Here is a 20,354-nt window from a genome sequence, read left to right on the forward strand (position 1 = left end):
ATCGGCTAACAGCTACCAGCTAACAGCTCCAACGCAATGATTGCAGAAACCTTTATTCGCCGGCCCGTCCTGGCCATCGTCGCCTCGCTGGTGATTGTGCTCGTGGGCTTGCTGGCCATGCGCAGCCTGCCCATCGGGCAGTACCCCGAAATTACGCCCCCCACGGTGTCCGTTACCGGCAGCTACATCGGGGCCGACGCCCAGACCGTGGAGCAGACCGTGGCCACGCCCGTGGAGGTGCAGGTGAACGGCACGCCCGGCATGACCTACCTGCAGAGTAACAGCACCAGCAACGGGCAGATGAGCATGACGGTGAACTTCGAGGTGGGCACCGACATCAACATTGCCGCCCTCGACGTGCAGAACCGCGTGGGCATTGCCCTGCCCACCCTGCCGCAGGACGTGCAGCGCCTGGGCCTGACGGTGCGCAAACGGAACCCGAGCATCCTGATGCTGGTGGCCATGTACGCGCCCAAGGGCTCGCACAACACCACCTTCCTCGACAACTACGCCAACGTATTCATCAAGGACGCCCTGCTGCGCACCAAGGGCGTGGGCGATATCGTGTCGCGGGCCGACGACTTCTCGATGCGCCTGTGGCTGAAGCCCGACAAGCTGGCCCAGCTGGGCATCACGGCCGGCGATATTTCGGCTGCCCTTTCCGAGCAGAACGCCCAGATTGCCGCCGGCTCCATTGGGGCCCCACCGGCCGAGAAGGGCCAGCCGTTTGAATACATCGTGACGGTGCAGGGCCGCCTCGTCACGCTGGAGCAGTTCGGCAACGTCATCGTCAAAACCAACCCGCAAAACGGCCAACTGGTCTACCTCAAGGACGTGGCCCGCCTGGAGCTGGGCAAGTTCAACTACGCCAACAACTCGTTTGTGGACGGCAAGCGCGCCGCCTACCTGCTCGTGTACCAGGCCCCCGGCGCCAACGCACTCGAAACCTACGACAACGTGCTGGCCACCATGGACCAGCTCAAAAAGCAGTTCCCCGCCGACCTCAACTACATCGTGCCCTTCGAGGCCGCGAGCGTGGTGAAAGTATCCATCAAGGAAGTGGTGGAAACGCTGGCTGAGGCCCTGCTGCTGGTAGTGGTAGTGGTGTTCCTATTCCTTCAGAACTGGCGCTCCACGCTCATCCCAGTCATCGCCATTCCGGTGTCCATCGTCGGCACGTTCACGTTCTTCATTCCGCTGGGCTTCACCATTAATACGTTGACGCTCTTTGGCTTCGTGCTAGCCATCGGCATCGTGGTGGACGATGCCATTGTGGTGGTGGAAGCCGTGGAGCACAACATGAACGAGCGCAATATGAACGTGCTCGACGCCACGCTGGAGGCCATGCGCGAGATTTCGGCCCCGGTTATCGCCATTGCCCTGATTCTGGCGGCGGTGTTCGTGCCGGTGGGCTTTATCCCGGGCATCACGGGGCGCCTGTACCAGCAGTTTGCCATTACCATCGCCATTTCGGTGCTGATTTCGGCCTTCGTAGCCCTTTCGCTCACGCCCGCCCTGTGCGTGCTGCTGCTGAAGCCCACCAAGCGCGACGAAAGCTCGACGGGCCTCAACAAGCTGTTTTTCAAGTTTAACAACTGGTTTGGGCGCGTGACCGAGAAGTACGGCAACGGCGTGGCGAGTGGCATTAAGCACTCGCGCTTCGTGGTCATTATCCTGGTGTGCATCGTGGCGGGGGCCGGGCTGCTGTTCCGCAGCAAGCCCAGCGGCTTCCTGCCCACCGAAGACGAGGGCCGCATCATCATCACCTTCAACCTGCCCGAAGGCGCCTCCACAGGCCGCACCGTGGCCACGCTCCAGGAAATGATGAAGGAGCTGAGCAAAACTGAGGGCATCGCGCACTACGCCGCCCTGGGGGGCCTAAACGCGGTAAACTTCTCCTCAAAATCCAACTCGGGCACCATTTTCTGCCAGCTCAAGCCCTGGGAAGACCGCAAGGAAAAAACCCTGCAGCTGCAGGGCCTGATGGCCACCGTGCAGCAGCGCATGGCCCGCTTCAAGGAGGCCACCACCGTGGTTATTTCGCCGCCCGCCATCCCGGGCCTGGGCAACACGGGCGGCTTCTCGTTCATTTTCCAAGAGCGCGAGGCCGGCGGCGACATCCAGACCTTCGACGCCAACCTGCAAAAATTTCTGGCCACCATCCGCCAGCGGCCCGAAATTGCGTCGGGCTTCTCTTTCTTCACGGCCAGCACGCCGGGCTACAAGCTCGACATTGACCGCGAAAAAGCCAAGAAGCTGGGCGTGTCGATTGCCGACATCGGGGGGGCCCTGCGCACGTACCTGGGCAGTGCCTACATCAACGACTTCACGCTCTACGGCCGCACGTTCCGGGTGGTGGCGCAGGCCGATTCCAACTACCGCGCCGACATTGCCAACCTCGGCAAGTACTACGTGCGCAACTCCGCCGGTGGCATGGTGCCCCTCAGCACCCTCACCACCTACAAGCGCCAGGAAACCGCGCCGCTCATTTCGCACTACAACCTGTTCCGCTCGGCCGAAATCAACGGCAACCCGGCCCCGGGCTATAGCTCCGGCGACGCCATTAAGGCCCTGCAAGAGGCGGCGGCCCAGAACATGGCGCAGGGCTACGGCTACGAGTTTTCGGGCCTGAGCCGCGAAGAATTGCTGGCCGGCGGCCAGACGATTTACATCTTCGCGCTGTCCATCATCTTCGTATTCCTGTTCCTGGCTGCCCTCTACGAGAGCTGGTCGGTGCCGTTCTCGGTGCTGCTGGCCGTGCCGGTGGGCATCTTCGGGGCCATCCTGGCGCTGTTTTTCCTGCCCAAGCTCACCAATAACGTGTACGCCCAAATCGGTATGATCACGCTGATTGGCCTTTCGGCGAAGAACGCCATCCTGATCATCGAGTTTGCCAAGGAGCGCGTGGACCGCGGCATGCCGCTGGTGCAGGCCACCCTGGAGGCCGTGCGCCTCCGCCTGCGCCCCATCATCATGACGTCGCTGGCCTTCATCCTGGGCATTTTGCCGCTGGTGTTTGCCTCGGGCGCGGGCGCCCAAAGCCGCCAGACCCTGGGCTGGACGGTGCTGGGCGGGATGCTGGCGGCCACGGGCCTGGCCATTTTCATCGTGCCGGTGCTCTACGTCATCATCACGCGCTTCGCCTACGGCAAGGAAAAGCTGGCCGAGATGGAGAAAAACTACAAGCCCGATGAAGAGCACGGGGGCCCTAAAAAGGACGACCAAACGCCCCAGGATACCGCTGCCAAGGACGGCGGGGCCCCGGCCGAAGGCACTGTTGCCCCGGCTTAGCCTCCCCGCTTAATAAGCAGTCGAACGTCGTGCAACGGTCTTCCGGGCACGACGTTCTTTTTTAGCGGCAATCCAAAACGAGGTGTTCTGGTGGCTTTTCAGTCATCGGGCCACGCTGATAATTGCACAGGGGCCCCAGATTATAGTAAGAGTGGCCCAACGAAACTCTTCGGGCAATTCGCTGGATCACCCCGTTCAGCCACTACTTTTTTTCGGTTCTATTCATTTTTACCCATGCGCCTCTTCATCTATTCGCCCCTCAGCCCCGCCGCCCGCACCTACCTGCACCAACACCTGCCAGCGGGCCACACCGTTACCTACAATGCCGACGTGCCGGCCGAGCAGCAAGCAGCAGCCTTCCAGCAGGCCGAGGCGGTGCTGGGCAACGTGCCGCCCGCCTGGCTGGCCGCCGGTGCCCCGGCGGGCCTGCGATTCTGGCAGATTGATTCGGCCGGGTTTGAGCGCTACCGCGGCGTGCAGCTAGGCGTACCGGTGGCCAACATGGGCGACTTTTTTGCCTGGCCCTGTGCCGAAACCATGGTGGCCGGCCTTCTGGCCCTGTACCGCCACCTGCCCGAGCTAGCGGTGTTCCAGGCCGAGAAGCGCTGGGTGGGCGGGGCCTTCGTGCGCAACCGCGCCGGCCTGCTGCGCGGCAAGCGGGTAATTATCCTCGGGGCGGGGGCCATTGCGCTGGCCATCCGCCAGCAGCTCAGCGGCTTCGGGTGCCCGGTGCAGCTGCTGGCCCGCACCAGCCCCAGTGCCGAGCTGCACTCCGTGGACGAACTGAAGGCCGCCTTGCCGGAAGCCGATATCGTCATCAACACCCTGCCCGGCAGCGCCGACGGCTTCTTCTCGGCCGACCTCGTGGGGGCCCTGCGCCCGGGCAGCATCTACGCCAGCGTGGGCCGCGGCAACACCACCGACGAGCCCGCCCTCCTGGGGGCCCTGCAGGCCGGCCGCCTCGGCGGCGCCGTGCTCGACGTGACGGCCACCGAGCCGCTACCCGCCGCCAGCCCCCTTTGGGCCTTGCCCAACGTGCTCCTTACCCAGCACACCGCCGGCGGCCAGCCCCTGGAAGACGAAGGCAAGGTGGATACGTTCCTCGCCAACCTGGCCCATTTCCAGGCCGGCGAGCCCCTGGAGAACCTGGTGGACTTGGCGCGCGGCTATTAAGGCGTTTCAAAAACTGAGAGCGTGAGCATGACGCTGTTCAGAAATAGCTCCCACTCTTTCTGAGCGGCGGGTGAGCTGGCCTGGAATTAAGCGGCGCTCGTGACCAAAACTAGTCCTTTTCTCCGGAATCGTTGCCGGCAAAAATGCGGTTGGGGCCCCACAAAAAAGCCCGGCCAGTTACGGCCGGGCTTTTTTGTGGGGCCCCAACGGGCAATTAGCTGTTGGCTTTTTCCATCAAATCGGCCATTTCCTGCGAGATGCCGGTAGTGCTGAAGCCGCCGTCGTGCATCAGGTTTTGCATGGTTACGTAGCGGGTGAGGTCCGAAAACAGCGAGATGCAATAGTCGGCGCAGGCCTCGGCGGGGGCGTTGCCCAGCGGCGACATTTTATCGGCAAACTCATAGAAAGCGTCGAAGCCGCTGATGCCGGCGCCGGCCGTGGTTTTGGTGGGCGACTGCGACACGGTATTGACGCGCACTTTCTTGAGCTTGCCCAGGCGCTGGCCGTAGCTGCGGGCAATGCTCTCGAGCATGGCCTTGGCCTGCGTCATATCGGTGTAGTCGAGGAAGGCGCGCTGGGCGGCGATGTAGCTGAGAGCCACCACGCTGCCCCACTCGTTGAATGCATCCTGCTTCTCGGCCACGGCCAGCATTTTGTGGAACGAGAGGGCCGAAATGTCGATGGTTTGCTGGAACCACTGGTAGTTCAGCTCGCCGTAGTTCTTACCCTTGCGGATGTTGGGGCTCATGCCGATGGAGTGGAGCATGAAGTCGAGCTTGCCGCCGAGCTGCTCCTGGGCCCCTGTGAAGAGCTTTTCCAAATCCTCCACCGACGTGGCATCGGCCGGAATGATGGGGGCGTTGCACTCCTCGCTCAGCTTGTTGATTTCGCCCATGCGCATGGCCAGCGGGGCGTTGGTGAGCACGAAGCGGGCACCCTCGGCGTGGGCGCGCTGGGCCACTTTCCAGGCAATGGATTTCTCGTTGAGGGCGCCGGAGATGATGCCGACTTTGCCGGCGAGCAGGTTGTTGGACATTGCGTGAATGAGTGAATGGGTGGATGAGTGAATGAGAAAGCAACCCGGCTTTTTCGTTCGCCATCCGGTTCAGGGCGGCAAGTTAGCCACTTACCTTTTCATTCACTCATTCACCAACGCAGCCATTGGCCCCCGGGGCCCTACCCCGCCACGGCCTCGCCGCGCAGCGCCAGCAGCTCGCGGGCGCTTTGCAGGGCGTTGGCGCTGGGCTTGGCGCCGGCAATCATGTGGGCAATTTCCCGGATGCGGTCCTCCTCGCCGAGCTGGCGGATGCGGCTCACGGTGCGGTCGGCGCGGTCTTCCTTGTACACGAAGTAGTGGGCATCGCCGGCCGCGGCCATCTGCGGCAGGTGCGAAATGGCCACCAACTGGTGCTTGCGTGCCATTTGCTGCATCATGCGGCCCACCTTCACGGCAATTTCCCCGCTGATGCCGGTGTCGATTTCGTCGAATACAATCGTGGGCAACGCCGTCTTATCGGCCAGCATGTACTTCACGCACAGCATCAAGCGCGAGAACTCGCCGCCCGAAGCGGCCTTGCTCAGCGTCTGGGGCTGGGCCCCCTTGTTGGCCGTGAAGAGGATGTTCACCACGTCGGTACCACTGGCGCTGGGGGCCCCGGCGCGGTGGTCCACCACGATGCGGGCGTTGGGCATGCCCAGGTCGGCCACCAAGTTGCGCAGCTCCTGCTCGAAGCGCGGGAACGACTTGCGCCGGCTCTCCGAGAGCTTGGCCGCCTGCTTGGTCACCGAGGTCAGGGCCGCCTCCACGTCCTTGCGCACCTTGCTGATTTGCTTGTCGAGGTTGAGCACGTTGCCTACTTTCTGGCGCAGCTCGTCGCGCACGGCAATTAGGGCCCCCAGGTCGCGCACCGTGTGCTTGCGCTGCAAGGTGTAGAGCACGTTCAGGCGCTCCTGCAATTCCTCGGCGCGGGCAGGGTCGCCCTCGGTGCGGCGCTCGGCGGTTTCCACCTCGTCGGCAATGTCGTGCAGCTCAATCAGGCAGCTTTCCAGGCGCTGGCGCAGCTCGCGGAAGTTGTCGGAGTAGCTCGAAACCTGGCCCAGCAGCGTCGAGGCGTCCTTCATGGTGCCGGTGGCGCAGCTCTCGCTGTCGCGCAGCCCGTGCAGGGCCTGGCTCAGCTTGTACTTAATTTCCTCGGCGTGCTCAAGCTGCTTCACCTCTTGCTCCAAGGCTTCCTGGTCTTCGTTGTCGAGGCTGGCCTCTTCCAACTCATTCAGCAAAAAGCTGTTGTAATCGAGCTGCGCATTGGCCTGGTTCGACTGGTCCTCCAGGGTTTTTAGCTCGGCCTCCAGCTTGCGGTACTGCCGGAAGGCGTTGCTGTAGTGCGTGCGCTGCGGCACCAGCCCGGCGTAGAGGTCGAGCAAATTGAGCTGAAACACGGTGTCGCCGAGCAGCAGCGTGTCGTGCTGCGAGTGGATGTCCATCAGGTTGGCCCCGATTTTCCGCAGGGCCTCCAGCGTCACCGGCGTGTCGTTCACAAAGGCCCGCGACTTGCCCGTGGGGCTGATTTCGCGCCGCAAGATGCACTGCGCGTCGTAGTCCAGGTCCTCGGCCTCAAAAATATCTTGCAGCTGGTAGCTGGCAATGTCAAACTGCCCCTCAATCACGCACTTGCGCGCCGTGTCGAACAGCAATTTGCCGTCGGCCCGGTTGCCCAGCAGCAGCCCAATGGCCCCCAGCATGATGGATTTGCCGGCCCCCGTTTCGCCCGTGATGATGTTGAGCAGCGGCGATGGGCGCAACTCCAACGACTCAATCAGGGCGTAATTCTGAATGCGTAAATCGACTAACATAGGTCGCAGATTATGCAGATTAGACTGGATTTCGCTGACTCAATCGCAGATTTCACCGATTAGAATCACTGATTTTAACTGACTAACCGTGATTTCGCTGATTTTAATCGTTGCTAAGCAGCGAAATCACGGTTAATCTGCATAATCAGCGATTAAGGATGGCTTGGTACTTCTGCGCGTTGGTCGCGTCGATGTTGACCAGCATCGTTACCAGTTGTTGCTTCTGGTTCTGGTCGGAGCTGGTGCGGAAGATGTTGGCGATTTCATCCGATTTCGCGTCGAAGAAATACCGAAAAATGGGCTCGCTCACCCGTAGCGACGCCGCCGCGTTGATGCCGGTTAGGGCCCCCAGCACGGCCGCGCGCGCCTCCTCGGGTTTCTCGATGAAGATGTCCATGCCCTGCCGGTAGTAGGCGTAGGAGCCGGTGCGGAAGGCCTCCAGCTGCGGGTCGGTAAGGTTGGTGAGGAGCTGGTAGCGGCTGCGCAGGCCCCCGCCGTTGGTCCAGCTCGGGTCCTGGCCCTCGCTGCTGCTTTGCGAGGCCGAGTACGTCATAATCAGCCGGGCGTTTTCAAAGTACTGCGTGCCCCCGAGCTTGCTGAACGTATCACGGTCAAGCCCGATGATAATATTGGCGTAGAAACCCAGCAGCGACGAGAGGTTGGAAACGAAACTGTTGGGTGAAAAATCGAGCGAGTTGGGCGGCGGGTAGTTGAAGTTGAAGCTCTTGTCGACGATGCTGACGACGTTGGTTTCGTAACCCGTGCCGTAAATCGGGCGGGTCGAGAGCAGCCGCATCGTGGCTTGGTACGCCGGGGCCGCGCCGCCCGTAATCACCACGAACATGCGGCACTTGATGCGCTCTTTTTCCTGGTACGTGGTGCTCGTCCAGGTGCGCGTGTTGAGGAACGCCGAGATGTCGCGCTGCATATTGGCCACAATGCTCTGGTCGGTAATCACTACGCTGGGCCCGATGGATACCTCCACGGTGCAGTTCAGCTCCTGGGCCCGGGCGGGGGCCCCCAGCAACAATAGCAGCAGCGGCAGCAGGGCCCAAATCTTACGCATTTTCTTATCAATCAAATATTTATACGATCAGTCCGGCGGGCAAACACCAGCCGTACCAACTCAGTGGCCAGGTCGGTTTTGGCCATCAACTCAAAGGTAACCACCTGGCCGGCGCGGTCCAGCACGCTCACCTTGTTGGTGTCGTGGCCAAACCCGGCGCCGGCGTCGCGCAGTGAATTCAGCACCACGAGGTCGAAGTTTTTGCGGTGCAGCTTGCCCTGGGCGTGGGCCAGCTCGTTCGTCGTCTCCAACGCAAAACCGACGGCAAATTGTTCAGCCCGCTTGGTTTGGCCGAGCGTGGCGGCAATGTCCACGTTCTTCACCAGCTCCAGGGTCAGGGTGTCGCCGGCTTTCTTAATCTTTTCGGCGGCCACCTGGGCGGGCCGGTAGTCGGCCACCGCGGCGGCAAACACCCACACGTCGGCCGTGGGGGCCCCAGCGGCGGCGGCGGCATACATCTCGGCGGCAGTTTCTACGCGCGTGAGCTGCACGGCCGGGTGGGCCGGCGCGGGCAAGGCGCTGGGCCCGCTGATGAGGTCCACCTGGGCCCCCGCCGCCGCAAACGCCGCCGCCAGCGCGTAGCCCATCTTGCCCGTCGAGCGGTTGCCGATAAACCGCACCGGGTCCAGGGGTTCGTAGGTGGGGCCGGCGGTAATCAGGACGCGCATTTTTTCAGTTGACAATTAGTAGTAGCTGGCAACGCGGTGATCCGGCGAATTGCCCGAAGGGCTCTGTCGGGCCACTCTTACTACGGCCCGGGGCCCCTGTTCAATCTCTAGAGTGGCCCGACGAAGCCCTTCGGGCAATTCGCCGGACCGCCGCAGGTTGGGTCACCCCCATCCCAAAAGCCATTCAGCCAAGCTGACTAAAAAACGCTGCTAATTCGGCCACGATCTGCTCGGGCTCCAGCATGCGGCCGGGGCCCACGAGGCCGCTGGCCAGCTCACCGCTGGGCGAGTCGAACACGTGGTTGCCGAAGCTGCGCAGGCGCGCCAGATTCTGCGTCACGGCCGGGTGAGCGTACATGTCCAGGTCCATGGCCGGGGCCAGAAACACCGGGCAGCGGGCCGACAAGTACACCGCGCTCAGCAAATTAGGACACAAGCCATTGGCCAGCTGGCCAATGGTATTGGCGCTGGCCGGCGCAATAAGCAGCGCATCGGCCCACAGCCCCAGCTCGACGTGGTTGTGCCACTGCCCGGACGCCGCATCACGCAAAAAGCCCGTCAAGACGGGCTTTTTGGAGAGGGTACCCAGCGTGAGGGGCGTGACGAAAGCGGCGGCGGCTTCGGTGAGGATGACCTGCACCTCGGCCCCGGCCTGCACCAGCAGCCGCGTAAGGGCAGCGGCTTTGTAGGCGGCAATGCTGCCGCTCACGCCCAGCAGCAGGCGGCGGCCCGCCAGCGGCGACGAGGGCAACGAAGCGGGCGGCACTACCGGCAAGGCTTAGAACAGCTCGCGGGCCAGGGGCACTTCCACCGGGGCGGGGGTGGTGTAGTGCAGCTTGCCGTCCAGGAACTCCTCGATGGCGAGGCTGGTGGGCTTGGGCATGCGCTCGTATTGCTTCGATACCTCGATTTGCTCGCGGTTCTCGAACACTTCCTCCAGGTTGTCGACGGTAGAGGCGAACTCGGCCAGGCGGTCGTTCAGCTCTTCCTTCAGCTTGATTGAGAGTTGGTTGGCGCGCTTCGAGATGACGGAAATGGCTTCGTACACGTTGCCGCTTTCGATGCTGAAATCGGCCATGTTGCGCGTCACGATGGAGCTGGATACGGCGTTGGGAGCGGGTTTCATGGGCATTTAATTAATTGTTTTATTATTGAATGATCTGATTGTCAACTGGTTTTATTATTGAGTTACTGGTGGTTAATTTCTGGCCAGCAATCAACAAGGCAACAATAAAACCATTTAACGCATTACTTGGCCGCGGCGGCCTCGGCCCCGGGAATACTTTTTAGCCGCTCCAGCTCGGCGCGGCTGTCGTCGTACATGGCCTGGGCCAGCTTGAGGTTTTTGCTCTGCGGGAAGGTATCGATGTAGTGCTGGTAGAACGCCACGGCGTCAAGAAACCGTTCGCGCTGCTTTGACTCTATGCTTTCCTTGGCCCAAGCGTACTGGGCGCTCAGGCGCAGAAAATCGGCCTGGTCGATGAACGGCGAGGCCGGGTAGTTTTGCTCAAACACACCCATCGCCGTCACGGCCGCCTGGTTGTAGCGCAGCTTATAATACAGCTCAGCCGAGCTGAATGCCTTGCTTTCCAGCTTCTTCTGCAGTTCCTGCGACATGCTTTCCGTTTCCGGCCGGAATTTGCTTTCGGGGTAGCGGTTGATAAAGTCCTGGATGACTTCAAGCGCCGACGTGGTGTTGGTCTGGTCTAATTCGAAGCCCGGCGAGTCGCGGAACAGCGACTTGGCGTGCATGAACGAAGCCTCCTCGGTGTACTCCGAGTTGGGATACGTATCGGTGAACTGCTTGAAGTAGTAAGCCCCCAGCACGTAGTTGCGCTGCTTAAAGTTGGTGTTGGCGAAGTAGAACTGGGCCTTCTCGGCCTCGGGGCGGCCCTTGAGCAGCGGAATCAGGTCTTCGAGCAAGGTGCCGGCGCGGAAGTAGTCGCCCGCGTCGTAGTAGCGGATGGCGGCCTCGTACTTTTTATTCACGTCGCCGCTTTTGAGCAGCTTCTGGTAGCCAGGGTTGCAGGCCCCCAGCAGCAGCGCGGCCAGGCAGAAGAAAACGAGCGTTAAGCGGGAAAATGGCATAAGTAACAACAAAGGTACGATGGCAATCACAAACCGGAAACGGCCGCTGGGCCCCCGAGCCGGGGGCAGCAGGCCACTGGCTTTGGGCTAGACCGCCGCTGGGGCCCCAAGGGTTGCATTCAGGGCCGGGCGGCGGGCTTGGCGGGGGCAGGCTTGGGGCCCCCGGTGGCGGATTTGGCGGCGGGGGGCTTGCGCGAATTGGCGCTGGGGGCCCCGCGGGTGGTTTTTTTGGCCGGACGCTTGGGGCGGGCGGGCGTTTTTTTGGCAGCGGGCTTGCGGCGGGGCGGGCGGTCATCGAACTGCTTGCCCAGCACCTGGCGGCGGGTGGGCCGCTCGTCGTCGCGCCAGCGGTAGCCCTTGAGGCGCGTATCGGGCTCCTTTATTTCGTGCGGCGGGATGAAGTTGGCGTCGGGGTTGGCCAACATCGTGATTTTTTGCAGCTTGTTGTTGGCAAAGCGCAGCGTCATCGTGGCCGACACGCCCTTGTTCATGCCTGTTACCACGGTGTCGCCGTCGAGGGCGTAGGCGATGCTTTCGGCGTTGCCCAGCACGTCGATGCGCCCAATCTGGCCCCCGCGGAAATAGGCCATAATGTTGCGGCCCTTCATCTGGTTGAAGTTCATTAGCGTGTCTTGGTTGATGACGAACGAGTTGGCGTACAGCCGCATCTGGTCAATTTTGCCGCGCTTCTGCCGAATTTGCATCGAGTCGGCTACCATCTGGGTGTGGCCCTGCCACAGCACCGGGTCGCGGTTCAGGTAAATGATGCTGTCCTGGCGGTCATAGGTCAGCGAATCGCAGCGCCCCTGCAGGTTGGCCTTGAAAATCCGGGCCTTGGGGTAGGCGTACAGCACCTGGCGCACGTTGGGCGTGCCGGGGCGGCTTTCCACGCTCAGCAGCGTGTCGGCGGCCATGTACAGGGTGTCTTTGCCCGAAATATTGCGTACCACCGGCCGGCCGCCGTACAGTTTGGTGCGCCCCAGCCCGCGCCAGTGCCGGCCAAAGTCGCCGCGCAGCGTGATGTTGTCCTTCTTGGAAACGAGCGTGACGTGCCCCGCCGCCTCGCCGTAGAGCCGGCCCTCGTCGTACACCAGCCGGTCGCCGCCGAGCAGGTAGTTCGGCGTGTCGATTTTAGCGCTTTTCTGGAAGTTCGACACCCGCGTGACGGTGTTATAGTTGCCCTTCTCAGCGTACAGGTTGCCCTGCTGGCCCCGGATGCGGGTAGGCCCGTCAAAGTAAGCTATCTTGCTGATGGTGTTGTAGGTCAGCGTATCGTTGTTGAGGTCGGTGCGCTCGTTTTTGGCATCGATGGACACCAGGCGCACGTCGCGCTTGAAGACGAAGACTTTGCTATTAGTGTCGTAAAAACCCTGCTGGCTGTCGAGCGTATTTTGCGGGTCGGTGAGGTGGCCGGTTTCGAGGTAGGTGGCCGTTTTGCGGTTCAGGTCGTAGTTGAGCGTGGGCGTGGTCAGGGTCATGCGCGGGTCGCGCATCACCACGTTGCCCACCATGCGGGCCGTGCGCAGGTTGCCGTTGTAGTAACCCTTGTCGCCGGTAATGGTCACGGTATCATTCTGGATAACGCGCACGTTGCTGAACGCCTCAATCTCGTTGCGGTCGATGTACTGATAGGCCGAGTCGCAGTACAGAAACGTGTCGCCCTGCTTAAAGCCCACGTTGCCCAGCACCTTGCGGATTTTCACGCCTTCGGGCGTCGTCACGCCCACCAGCAAGCCAGCGCCGGGCAGCAGCGACACAGGCGTGCCCTTGGCGGGCTGGCCCCCCGGGCGGGGTGCGGCACCGGGCCGCTGGGCCCAGGCCAAGGCCGGCAGCAGCAGCAAGAGCAGGATAAAAAAGCGGAAGCGGGGCATCTAACGGGCAAAGGTACGGCGGCCGGCGGGGCCTAACGCGCATCTTTGCGGCTTAGTGCCCTGGGGCCCTGGTTCAGGTTAGTCGTTCACTGCCGCTATGAAAATCCATCTCTTCGGGGCCTCCGGGGCGGGCGCCACCACGCTGGGCACGGCGCTGGGGGCGGCCCTGGGGGTACCGTACTTCGACAGCGACGATTACTTCTGGGGGCCCTCCGTCGTGCCCTTTACCGTGCGGCGGCCCGAGGGCGAGCGCAACGCCCTGCTGGCCCACGACTTGGCGCAGGGCCCCCGCTGGGTGCTGGGCGGCTCGCTGCTGGGCTGGGGCCCCTGGGGCGAGCAGCAGCTGGCGGCGCTCGACTTGGCCGTGTTTCTGTGGCTGCCGCCGGCCTTGCGCCTGCACCGCCTGCGGCAGCGCGAACATGCCCGCTACGGCGACGTTATTACCACCGACCCCACCCGCGCCGCCCAATCCGAAGCCTTCCTGACCTGGGCCGCTGGCTATGACAACGGCTCCTGCGGCGGCAGCCGCACCCTGGCCAACCACACGGCTTGGCTCGGCCGCTTCGCCTGCCCGGTGCTGGCGCTGCGCGGCGACCTCACGGTGGCCGAGCGGCTGGCGGCGGTGCAGGCCAAAATGGCCCGTCTGGGCTTACACTGATTCCATTAATTTTCCCCTACTATGCTTGACCAAGTTCGCCAGTTCATTGAAACCCACCAGCTGTTTTCCATCGAGAATGACCCCGTGCTGGTGACCGTCAGCGGGGGCCTCGACTCGGTGGTGCTGCTGGATGTGCTGCACCGGCTGGGGGCCCAGGTGGCGGTGGCGCACTGCCACTTCGGCCTGCGCGGCGAGGATGCCGACGCCGACGAGCAGTTTGTGCGCAAGCTGGCCAAGCAGTACGATGCGCCCTACTTCGCCGAGTTTTTCCAGACAAAGGCCTTTGCCGAGCGCGAGGGCATCTCGACCCAGATGGCGGCCCGGCTGCTGCGCTACCAGTGGTTTGAGCAGGTGCGGCAGCGCGAGGGTTTGGCGGCCATTGCCACGGCCCATCACCAGCGCGACCAGGCCGAAACGATGATTTTGAACCTGACGCACGGCACCGGCTTGGCCGGCCTGCACGGCATCCAGGCCAAGAACGGCGCCGTGGTGAGGCCCCTGATGGGCCTGGGCCGCGACGACTTGCACGACTACCTGGTGGCCAATGGCTTGCGCTGGCGCGAAGATGACTCCAACGACAGCCCCGTGTACCAGCGCAACCTGCTGCGCCACGAGGTGCTGCCGGTGCTGCGCGAAATCAACCCCGGCCTCGATCAGACGATGGCCGCCACCGCCGAGCGCGTGGGCGGGGCCGAAGAAATTGTGCGCCGCTACGTGGCCGACACCGCCGCCCAGGCCCGCCGCGACGCGCCCGAAGCCACCTATTTCAGCATCGCGCTACTCCAAAACACAGCCGCCACGGCCCTGGTGCTGCACGAAATGCTGCGGCCCTTCGGCTTCTCGTGGGTGGTGACGAAGGAAATTGTGGCGGCCTTTGGGGGCCTGTCGGGCAAGCAGTTCGACTCGCCCACCCACCGCCTGGTGAAGGACCGCGACCAGCTTGTCATCACCCCACGGCGGCTGGCGCAGTATGGCACCTTCCAGCTCGCCGAGGGCCAGGACGACTTGCTGGCCGACGGCATGCGCCTGCGCGCCACCGCCCACGACGGCGCGGGCTACGCCATTCCGCGCTCGCGCAGCACCGCCGCGCTCGATGCCGACAAGCTAAAATTTCCGCTCACGCTGCGCCGCTGGCAGGAGGGCGACTGGTTCATGCCCCTCGGGATGCAGGGCAAAAAGCACCTCAGCAATTTCCTGATTGACCAGAAAGTACCGCTGAACCTGAAGGACGACGTGCGCGTGCTGGCCTCGGCCGACGGCAAAATCTGCTGGGTGGTGGGCCTGCGCGTGGACGACCGCTTCAAGGTGACCGAGGAAACGGCCCGGGTGCTGGCCGTGCAGCGGCTGTGAGCGGAGCCGGTGCGCTGTAGGATTCGTCCTGGAAAAAGCCCGGATTTTCTGGCCGCGCAATCCCCCGGGGGCCCTACTTTTACGGCGCAACCCGTTTTCTCACCCAACCCGTTTTTTATGAAAGTTACCGTTGTCGGCGCCGGCAACGTTGGCGCTACTTGCGCCGATGTGCTCGCCACCCGTGAAATTGCCAACGAAGTCGTGTTGGTGGACATCAAAGAAGGCATTGCCGAAGGCAAAGCCCTGGATATCTGGCAGAAATCCCCCATTATCGGCTACGACTCGCGCACCGTGGGCGTCACCAACGACTACGCCCGCACCGCCGGTTCGGAGGTGGTGGTCATCACCTCGGGCCTGCCCCGCAAGCCCGGCATGAGCCGCGACGACCTGATTGCCACCAACGCCGGCATCGTGAAATCGGTGACTGAGCAGGTGGTGGCCCACTCGCCCAACGCCATCATCATCGTCGTGAGCAACCCGCTCGACGTGATGACTTACCAGGCGCACCTCACCGCCAAGCTGCCCCGCGAAAAGGTGTTCGGCATGGCCGGCATCCTCGACACGGCCCGCTACCGCGCCTTTTTGGCGTCGGAGCTGAACGTGAGCCCCAAGGACATTCAGGCCGTGCTGATGGGCGGCCACGGCGACACCATGGTGCCCCTGCCCCGCTACACCACCGTGGGCGGCATTCCAGTTACGGAGCTGATTTCTAAAGAGAAGCTCGACGCCATCGTGCAGCGCACCGCCGTAGGCGGCGGCGAGCTGGTGAAGCTCATGGGCACCTCGGCCTGGTACGCGCCGGGAGCGGCCGCCGCCCAAATGGTGGAGGCCATCGTGCGCGACCAGCGCCGCGTGTTCCCGGTGTGCCTGGAGCTACAGGGCGAGTACGGCATCAACGGCGTGTACCTGGGGGCCCCAGTTATCCTGGGTAAAAATGGCGTGGAGCGCGTGATTGAGCTCCAGCTCAACGACGAGGAAAAGGCCATGCTCGAAACCTCGCGCGGCCACGTGAAAGAAGTAATGGATGCCCTAGATAAGATGGGCCAATCGGCGGCGTAAGCAGTTGCAGTTAAAAAAGCTAACTCCATCTGTAAAAACCCATTGATTCTGTCATGCTGCCGAAGGAAGCATGACAGATGGGCATTTGGAAAGCATAAAAAAAGCCCCGCTGGCCAAATGCCAGCGGGGCTTTTTAGTGCGTATTGGCAGGCCCTACTGCTGGCTGGCGCGGAAGAGCTTCTGCTTTTCGTCCTTAGACAAGCTCTCGTAGCCGGAGCGGGAGATTTTTTCCAGAATGGAGTCTACCTCGTCGGGGTGGGGCTGGCCGGCGGCGGCGGCCGGGCGGGCCCCACGGGCGGCGGTGGTCACGGGCTCGGGGCGGCGGGTGGTGCTGGCGCTTATGGTGGGGCGGCGGCTGAACAAGTTGCTCACCCAATCGCCGATGGCCAGGACGGGGCGGCCCAGGTCGCGGCCAGCCTTAAGCTGCTTGATGAACACGAAGCCCAACAGGGCCCCGCCGAGGTGGGTAATTTCCCCGCCGGGGTTGCCGCCGTTGATGCCGGCCAGCGAAATGAGCACCACGGCCACCGCTATCCACTTGATTTTGACGGGCCCCAGCAGAATCAGCATGAACGTGTAGTCGGGCAGCAGCGTGGCCGCCGCCACGATGATGGCCGTGACCGAGGCCGAGGCCCCCACCACCGACGTACCCAGCCCGGGCCGGAATGCGGGCAGAAAATTATAGCTCAGCAAGAACACCAAGCCCCCCGCCAGGGCCCCCAGCACGTACAAGCTCACGAGTCGGCGGTTGCCCAGGTACTCGCGGATAATCTGCCCGAACCAGTAGAGGTTCAGTAAGTTGAACAAGATGTGCAGGAAGCCCTCGTGCGTGAAGGCGTAGGTGAGCACCGTCCAGGGGTGGCGGGCCAGCACGGGCAGCGACGAGGACAGCTCAAACTGCCGCAGCACGGGCTCGTAGTAGCCGCCCACGCCGCCGATGGTGAGGCCGGCGTGCAGGATGATGAGGGCCGCAAACACCAGCACGTTCAGCAGCAGCAGCTGGTTCAGGGCGTTGTCGCGCCGGTCGAAGGCGGTGCGGATTTCTTGAAAAACACTCATAAAATCGCGGATTTTACAGCTAAGGCAGCGGCCCCGGCCCGGAAAATCCGGGGCCCGGGCGGGGGATTAAAGTTAATAGAACTCCGCCCGGCCGCGCTCCCAGTACTTGAGCACAAGGAAGCCGATGAGCAGGCCGCCGAGGTGCGCAAAGTGGGCCACGTTGTCGCCGGGGGTGCGGTGCACGCCGTTATACAATTCGTAGATGGCGTAAAAGAACACGAAGTACTTGGCTTTGATAGGAAACGGAAAAAAGAGCAGCATCAGTTCGGTGTTCGGAAACAAGTAGGCAAACGCGAACAGCACGCCAAACAGGGCCCCCGAGGCGCCGAGCATTGGCGAGGCCAGCACGGATTGGTACAATTGCTGGGTTTGCTGCACCACCGTAGCCCGCAGCGTGGGGTCGTTGGGGCTGCGCACCAGGGCGTCGGCCAGGGCCATTTCGTCGGCGGCGTAGGCCCCGCTGCCACGGGCAGTGCGCACGAGCTCGGCAAAGTCGCCGCCGGTAGGGTTTTGCACCAGGTCGCGCCGCAGCTCCGTCAGGGGCCGCAACTCGTAGGCGCGCACGCCCTCGTAGAGCAGGCCGGAGCCGAAGCCGCAAATCAGCCAGAAAAACAGGAAGCGCGGGCCGCCCCAGCGCTGCTCCAGCAGGGGCCCAAAGGAAATGAGGCCGAACATGTTACCGATTAAATGCCCCCAGCCGCCGTGCAAAAACATGTACGTAACGAACTGCCAGGGCTGGAAAAAGACCGAGCCCACCGGAAACAGGGCCCCGTACTCAACCACAGGAATCTGAGATAAATTGAGGGTAATGACGAGCAGCAAGACGTTCGCAATGAGCAGGTTGCGGACGGTGGGCGTGAGGTTGAACATGCGGGTAAAAATAGCGCCCGGGCGGAGCCGGGCGCGGGCGGGGGTGTTTTAGGAGCGAAAAAAATCGGCCAACTGGGCAGCGTTGAGCAGCACCAGGGTTTTGCGGCCGTCGGGGGTGTAACCGGGCACCTGGCAGGCAAACAGGCGGTCGGCCAGGGCATTAAGCTCGGCGTCGGGCAGGCGGGCGGCGGCGGTGCCGGCGGCCACGCGCCGCGCCAGGGCCCGCGCCAGGGCTTCGTGGCGGTCGAGGCGTAGGGGCCCCGCGGCGGTGCGAAACTGCTCGATCAAGCTTTCGAGCAGCTCCTTTTCGCCCTGGGCGGGCATGCCGGCGGGCACGGCCTCCACGGCAATAGTGTGGGGCCCAAACTCGACGAAGCGGAAGCCCAGCGTGTGCAGCGGCTCCGTCAGCTCCATTAGCACCGCAAAATCGGCGGGCGAAAAGCTTACCGTGCGCGGAAACAGCAGTGTCTGCGAGGCTCCATCGGCGCGCTCCAGGCCCTGCGCGTACTGCTCGTAGAGAATCCGCTCGCGGGCCGCTTCCTGGTCAATCAGCAGCACGCCCGACTTCACGGGCACCAGTACGTAACGCTCCTGCACCTGCACGGCGCGGTGGCCGGGGCTGGTCCTTAGCTGCTGGCTGCCAACCGTCAGGGCTGAGCCCTGGGGCCCCAACGCCTCCTCGGGAAAGCCCAGCGGCAGGGCCCCCGGGGTCCCTTCGGACGCAGGCGGCGCGGCGGGCGCGGCGTCCTCGGCAGGTAGGTCGTCGGCGGAGCGCACGGGCTGGCCCAACTCGCGGTAAAATGCTTCGAGGTCGCGCTTGGCCTGCTCGGTGGGGCGCGCCGGGGCCTGGCGTGCGAAGCCGTCGGTGCGGGTATCGGGATCGAAGTTGGCGAAGCCGCCGGCCGCCGCCGGCCGGGCCGTGGGGGCCCCGGCCGGCAGCAGGGGCCCCACCGGAAAGTCGTCGCGGTCGGCGGGCGTCACGGCGGGCAGGTTGTCTTCGGGGCGCAGCCAGCGCGAGGCCCCGGCAGCCGGCTTGCCGGCCCGCAACGGCCGGATGGGCGCGAAGTTCACGTCGCCGTCGAAGTCGAGTGAAGGCGCAATGTTATGCAAGCCCAGGCTCTGCTTCACGGCCGAGCGCACCACGGCGTACACCGTTTTCTCGTCCTCGAACTTGATTTCCGTCTTGGTGGGGTGCACGTTGATGTCAATGGCCTTGGGGTCCAGCTCCAAAAACAGCACGTAGAACGGGTGGGCGTCGCGCGGGAGCAGGCCCTCGTAGGCCGCCAGCACGGCGTGGTTGAGGTAGGCCGAGCGGATGAAGCGGTTGTTGACGAAGAAAAACTGGTCGCCCCGGCTCTTCTTGGCCGACTCGGGTTTGCCCACGTAGCCGCGCACGGCGATGAAGGGCGTCACCTCCTCGCAGTTGGCCAGCTGCTCCTTGTAGCCATTGCCCAGCAGCTGCACAATGCGCTGGCTAAGCTTGCCGGCGGGCAGCCCAAACACCTCCAAGTCGTTCTGAAACAGCGAGAAACCCACCTGCGGATTGGCCAGCGCCACGTGCTGGAACTCGTCGAGCACGTGGCGCATCTCCACGGCGTTGCTCTTGAGGAAGTTGCGGCGGGCGGGCACGTTGAAAAACAGGTTTTTCACGGCGATGCTTGTGCCATCGGGGCAGGCCGTGGGCTGCTGGCTGGTTACTTGCGAGCCCTCCACGAGCAGCAGCGAGCCCGTTTCCTGCGCGGGCTGCTTGGTGCGGATTTCGACCTGAGCCACGGCCGCAATGCTGGCCAGGGCCTCGCCCCGGAAGCCCAGCGTGCGGATGCGGAACAGGTCTTCGGTACTGCGGATTTTGCTGGTGGCGTGGCGCTCCAGGCTCATGCGGGCGTCGGTGGGGCTCATGCCCGTGCCATTGTCCACCACTTGCACCAGCTGCTTGCCGGCCTCTTTCACAATGAGTTGCACCTGTGTGGCGCCGGCATCCACGGCGTTTTCCAGCAGCTCCTTCACCACCGAGGCGGGGCGCTGCACCACTTCGCCGGCCGCAATCTGGTTGGCGAGGTACTCGGGAAGCAGGCGGATGATGTCGGGCATGGGCGGGGCCGGCCAGGGCCGGCGGGTAAACAAAGAAGCGGGCAAAGTAGCCGGGGGCCAACGCGAAAAGCCAGCGGGTGCCGCAAAGCAACGCCACGGCGGGCCGTTCTAAATCCGCCCCCCCGTAGTTTCTGCGTACCTTCGCGATTAAACGGCGGCATGCCAACGGCCCGTTGCGGAGCAGTTTTTGCCCCGTTTGGGCCGGGTGGGCGGCGGGGTTGGAACGGCCAACCCCCGCCTGTCAGTTCCGCAGCTTTCCA

General features: G+C 63.4%; 16 protein-coding genes. 5 read left to right on the top strand and 11 right to left on the bottom strand.

All coding sequences use genetic code 11. The features are described 5' to 3' along the window. Window positions 1-36 precede the first annotated feature (36 nt). Both EAH73_RS02965 and EAH73_RS02970 read left to right on the top strand, forming a co-directional pair. Complete coding sequence (locus tag EAH73_RS02965) at window positions 37-3,291, top strand: efflux RND transporter permease subunit (RefSeq protein WP_140464989.1); 3,255 nt, start codon at window positions 37-39, stop codon at window positions 3,289-3,291. Window positions 3,292-3,525: 234 nt separating this feature from the next. Beyond that, window positions 3,526-4,464, top strand: a complete 939-nt coding sequence (locus tag EAH73_RS02970) for a D-2-hydroxyacid dehydrogenase (RefSeq protein ID WP_140464990.1) — start codon at window positions 3,526-3,528, stop codon at window positions 4,462-4,464. Between the two features lie 214 nt (window positions 4,465-4,678). Here the strand turns inward: EAH73_RS02970 and EAH73_RS02975 are convergent, their stop codons facing one another. From EAH73_RS02975 to EAH73_RS03010, 8 genes are all read right to left on the bottom strand, one after another. Beyond that, window positions 4,679-5,500: an enoyl-ACP reductase gene (locus EAH73_RS02975; RefSeq protein WP_140464991.1), complete on the bottom strand. Its 822-nt coding sequence runs from the start codon at window positions 5,498-5,500 to the stop codon at window positions 4,679-4,681. Window positions 5,501-5,640: 140 nt separating this feature from the next. Beyond that, window positions 5,641-7,314 carry a DNA repair protein RecN gene (gene recN, locus EAH73_RS02980; RefSeq protein ID WP_140464992.1) on the bottom strand — a complete coding sequence of 558 codons (1,674 nt, stop codon included), beginning with the start codon at window positions 7,312-7,314 and terminating at the stop codon, window positions 5,641-5,643. Window positions 7,315-7,459: 145 nt separating this feature from the next. Next, window positions 7,460-8,380 (bottom strand): DUF4835 family protein, encoded by a 921-nt coding sequence (locus EAH73_RS02985; protein WP_140464993.1) that lies wholly within the window; start codon window positions 8,378-8,380, stop codon window positions 7,460-7,462. Window positions 8,381-8,391: 11 nt separating this feature from the next. After that, a complete protein-coding gene (locus tag EAH73_RS02990; protein ID WP_140464994.1) occupies window positions 8,392-9,048 on the bottom strand; it encodes a phosphopantothenoylcysteine decarboxylase in 657 nt (218 codons plus the stop codon). A 184-nt stretch (window positions 9,049-9,232) separates the two neighbouring features. After that, window positions 9,233-9,814, bottom strand: a complete 582-nt coding sequence (locus EAH73_RS02995) for a flavoprotein (RefSeq protein WP_317129370.1) — start codon at window positions 9,812-9,814, stop codon at window positions 9,233-9,235. Between the two features lie 12 nt (window positions 9,815-9,826). Beyond that, on the bottom strand, window positions 9,827-10,174 hold the full coding sequence (locus tag EAH73_RS03000; RefSeq protein ID WP_240047116.1) for a DNA-directed RNA polymerase subunit omega: 348 nt from the start codon (window positions 10,172-10,174) through the stop codon (window positions 9,827-9,829). 122 nt (window positions 10,175-10,296) lie between these two features. After that, a complete protein-coding gene (locus tag EAH73_RS03005; RefSeq protein ID WP_140464995.1) occupies window positions 10,297-11,136 on the bottom strand; it encodes an outer membrane protein assembly factor BamD in 840 nt (279 codons plus the stop codon). 119 nt (window positions 11,137-11,255) lie between these two features. After that, entirely contained in the window at window positions 11,256-13,007 is a 1,752-nt protein-coding gene (locus EAH73_RS03010; protein WP_140464996.1) for an OstA-like protein, read from the bottom strand. A gap of 97 nt (window positions 13,008-13,104) precedes the next feature. On the opposite strand from EAH73_RS03010, the gene EAH73_RS03015 reads away from it, so the two are divergent. The 3 genes from EAH73_RS03015 to mdh all read left to right on the top strand — a co-directional run bounded on the left by EAH73_RS03015 (window position 13,105) and on the right by mdh (window position 16,074). Beyond that, window positions 13,105-13,665 (top strand): adenylate kinase, encoded by a 561-nt coding sequence (locus tag EAH73_RS03015; RefSeq protein WP_140464997.1) that lies wholly within the window; start codon window positions 13,105-13,107, stop codon window positions 13,663-13,665. A gap of 21 nt (window positions 13,666-13,686) precedes the next feature. Continuing rightward, window positions 13,687-15,015 carry a tRNA lysidine(34) synthetase TilS gene (gene tilS / locus EAH73_RS03020; protein ID WP_140464998.1) on the top strand — a complete coding sequence of 443 codons (1,329 nt, stop codon included), beginning with the start codon at window positions 13,687-13,689 and terminating at the stop codon, window positions 15,013-15,015. A gap of 117 nt (window positions 15,016-15,132) precedes the next feature. Then, window positions 15,133-16,074, top strand: a complete 942-nt coding sequence (gene mdh, locus EAH73_RS03025) for a malate dehydrogenase (RefSeq protein WP_140464999.1) — start codon at window positions 15,133-15,135, stop codon at window positions 16,072-16,074. Between the two features lie 153 nt (window positions 16,075-16,227). Here mdh and EAH73_RS03030 read toward each other — a convergent pair whose 3' ends face one another. The 3 genes from EAH73_RS03030 to mutL all read right to left on the bottom strand — a co-directional run bounded on the left by EAH73_RS03030 (window position 16,228) and on the right by mutL (window position 20,094). Next, window positions 16,228-17,133: a rhomboid family intramembrane serine protease gene (locus tag EAH73_RS03030; protein ID WP_140465000.1), complete on the bottom strand. Its 906-nt coding sequence runs from the start codon at window positions 17,131-17,133 to the stop codon at window positions 16,228-16,230. A 72-nt stretch (window positions 17,134-17,205) separates the two neighbouring features. Next, complete coding sequence (locus tag EAH73_RS03035; RefSeq protein WP_140465001.1) at window positions 17,206-18,003, bottom strand: rhomboid family intramembrane serine protease; 798 nt, start codon at window positions 18,001-18,003, stop codon at window positions 17,206-17,208. 48 nt (window positions 18,004-18,051) lie between these two features. Then, window positions 18,052-20,094, bottom strand: a complete 2,043-nt coding sequence (gene mutL, locus EAH73_RS03040) for a DNA mismatch repair endonuclease MutL (protein WP_140465002.1) — start codon at window positions 20,092-20,094, stop codon at window positions 18,052-18,054. Window positions 20,095-20,354: the final 260 nt, after the last annotated feature.

Source organism: Hymenobacter nivis, assembly GCF_006439025.1.
GTDB classification, from domain to species: Bacteria; Bacteroidota; Bacteroidia; order Cytophagales; family Hymenobacteraceae; genus Hymenobacter; species Hymenobacter nivis_A.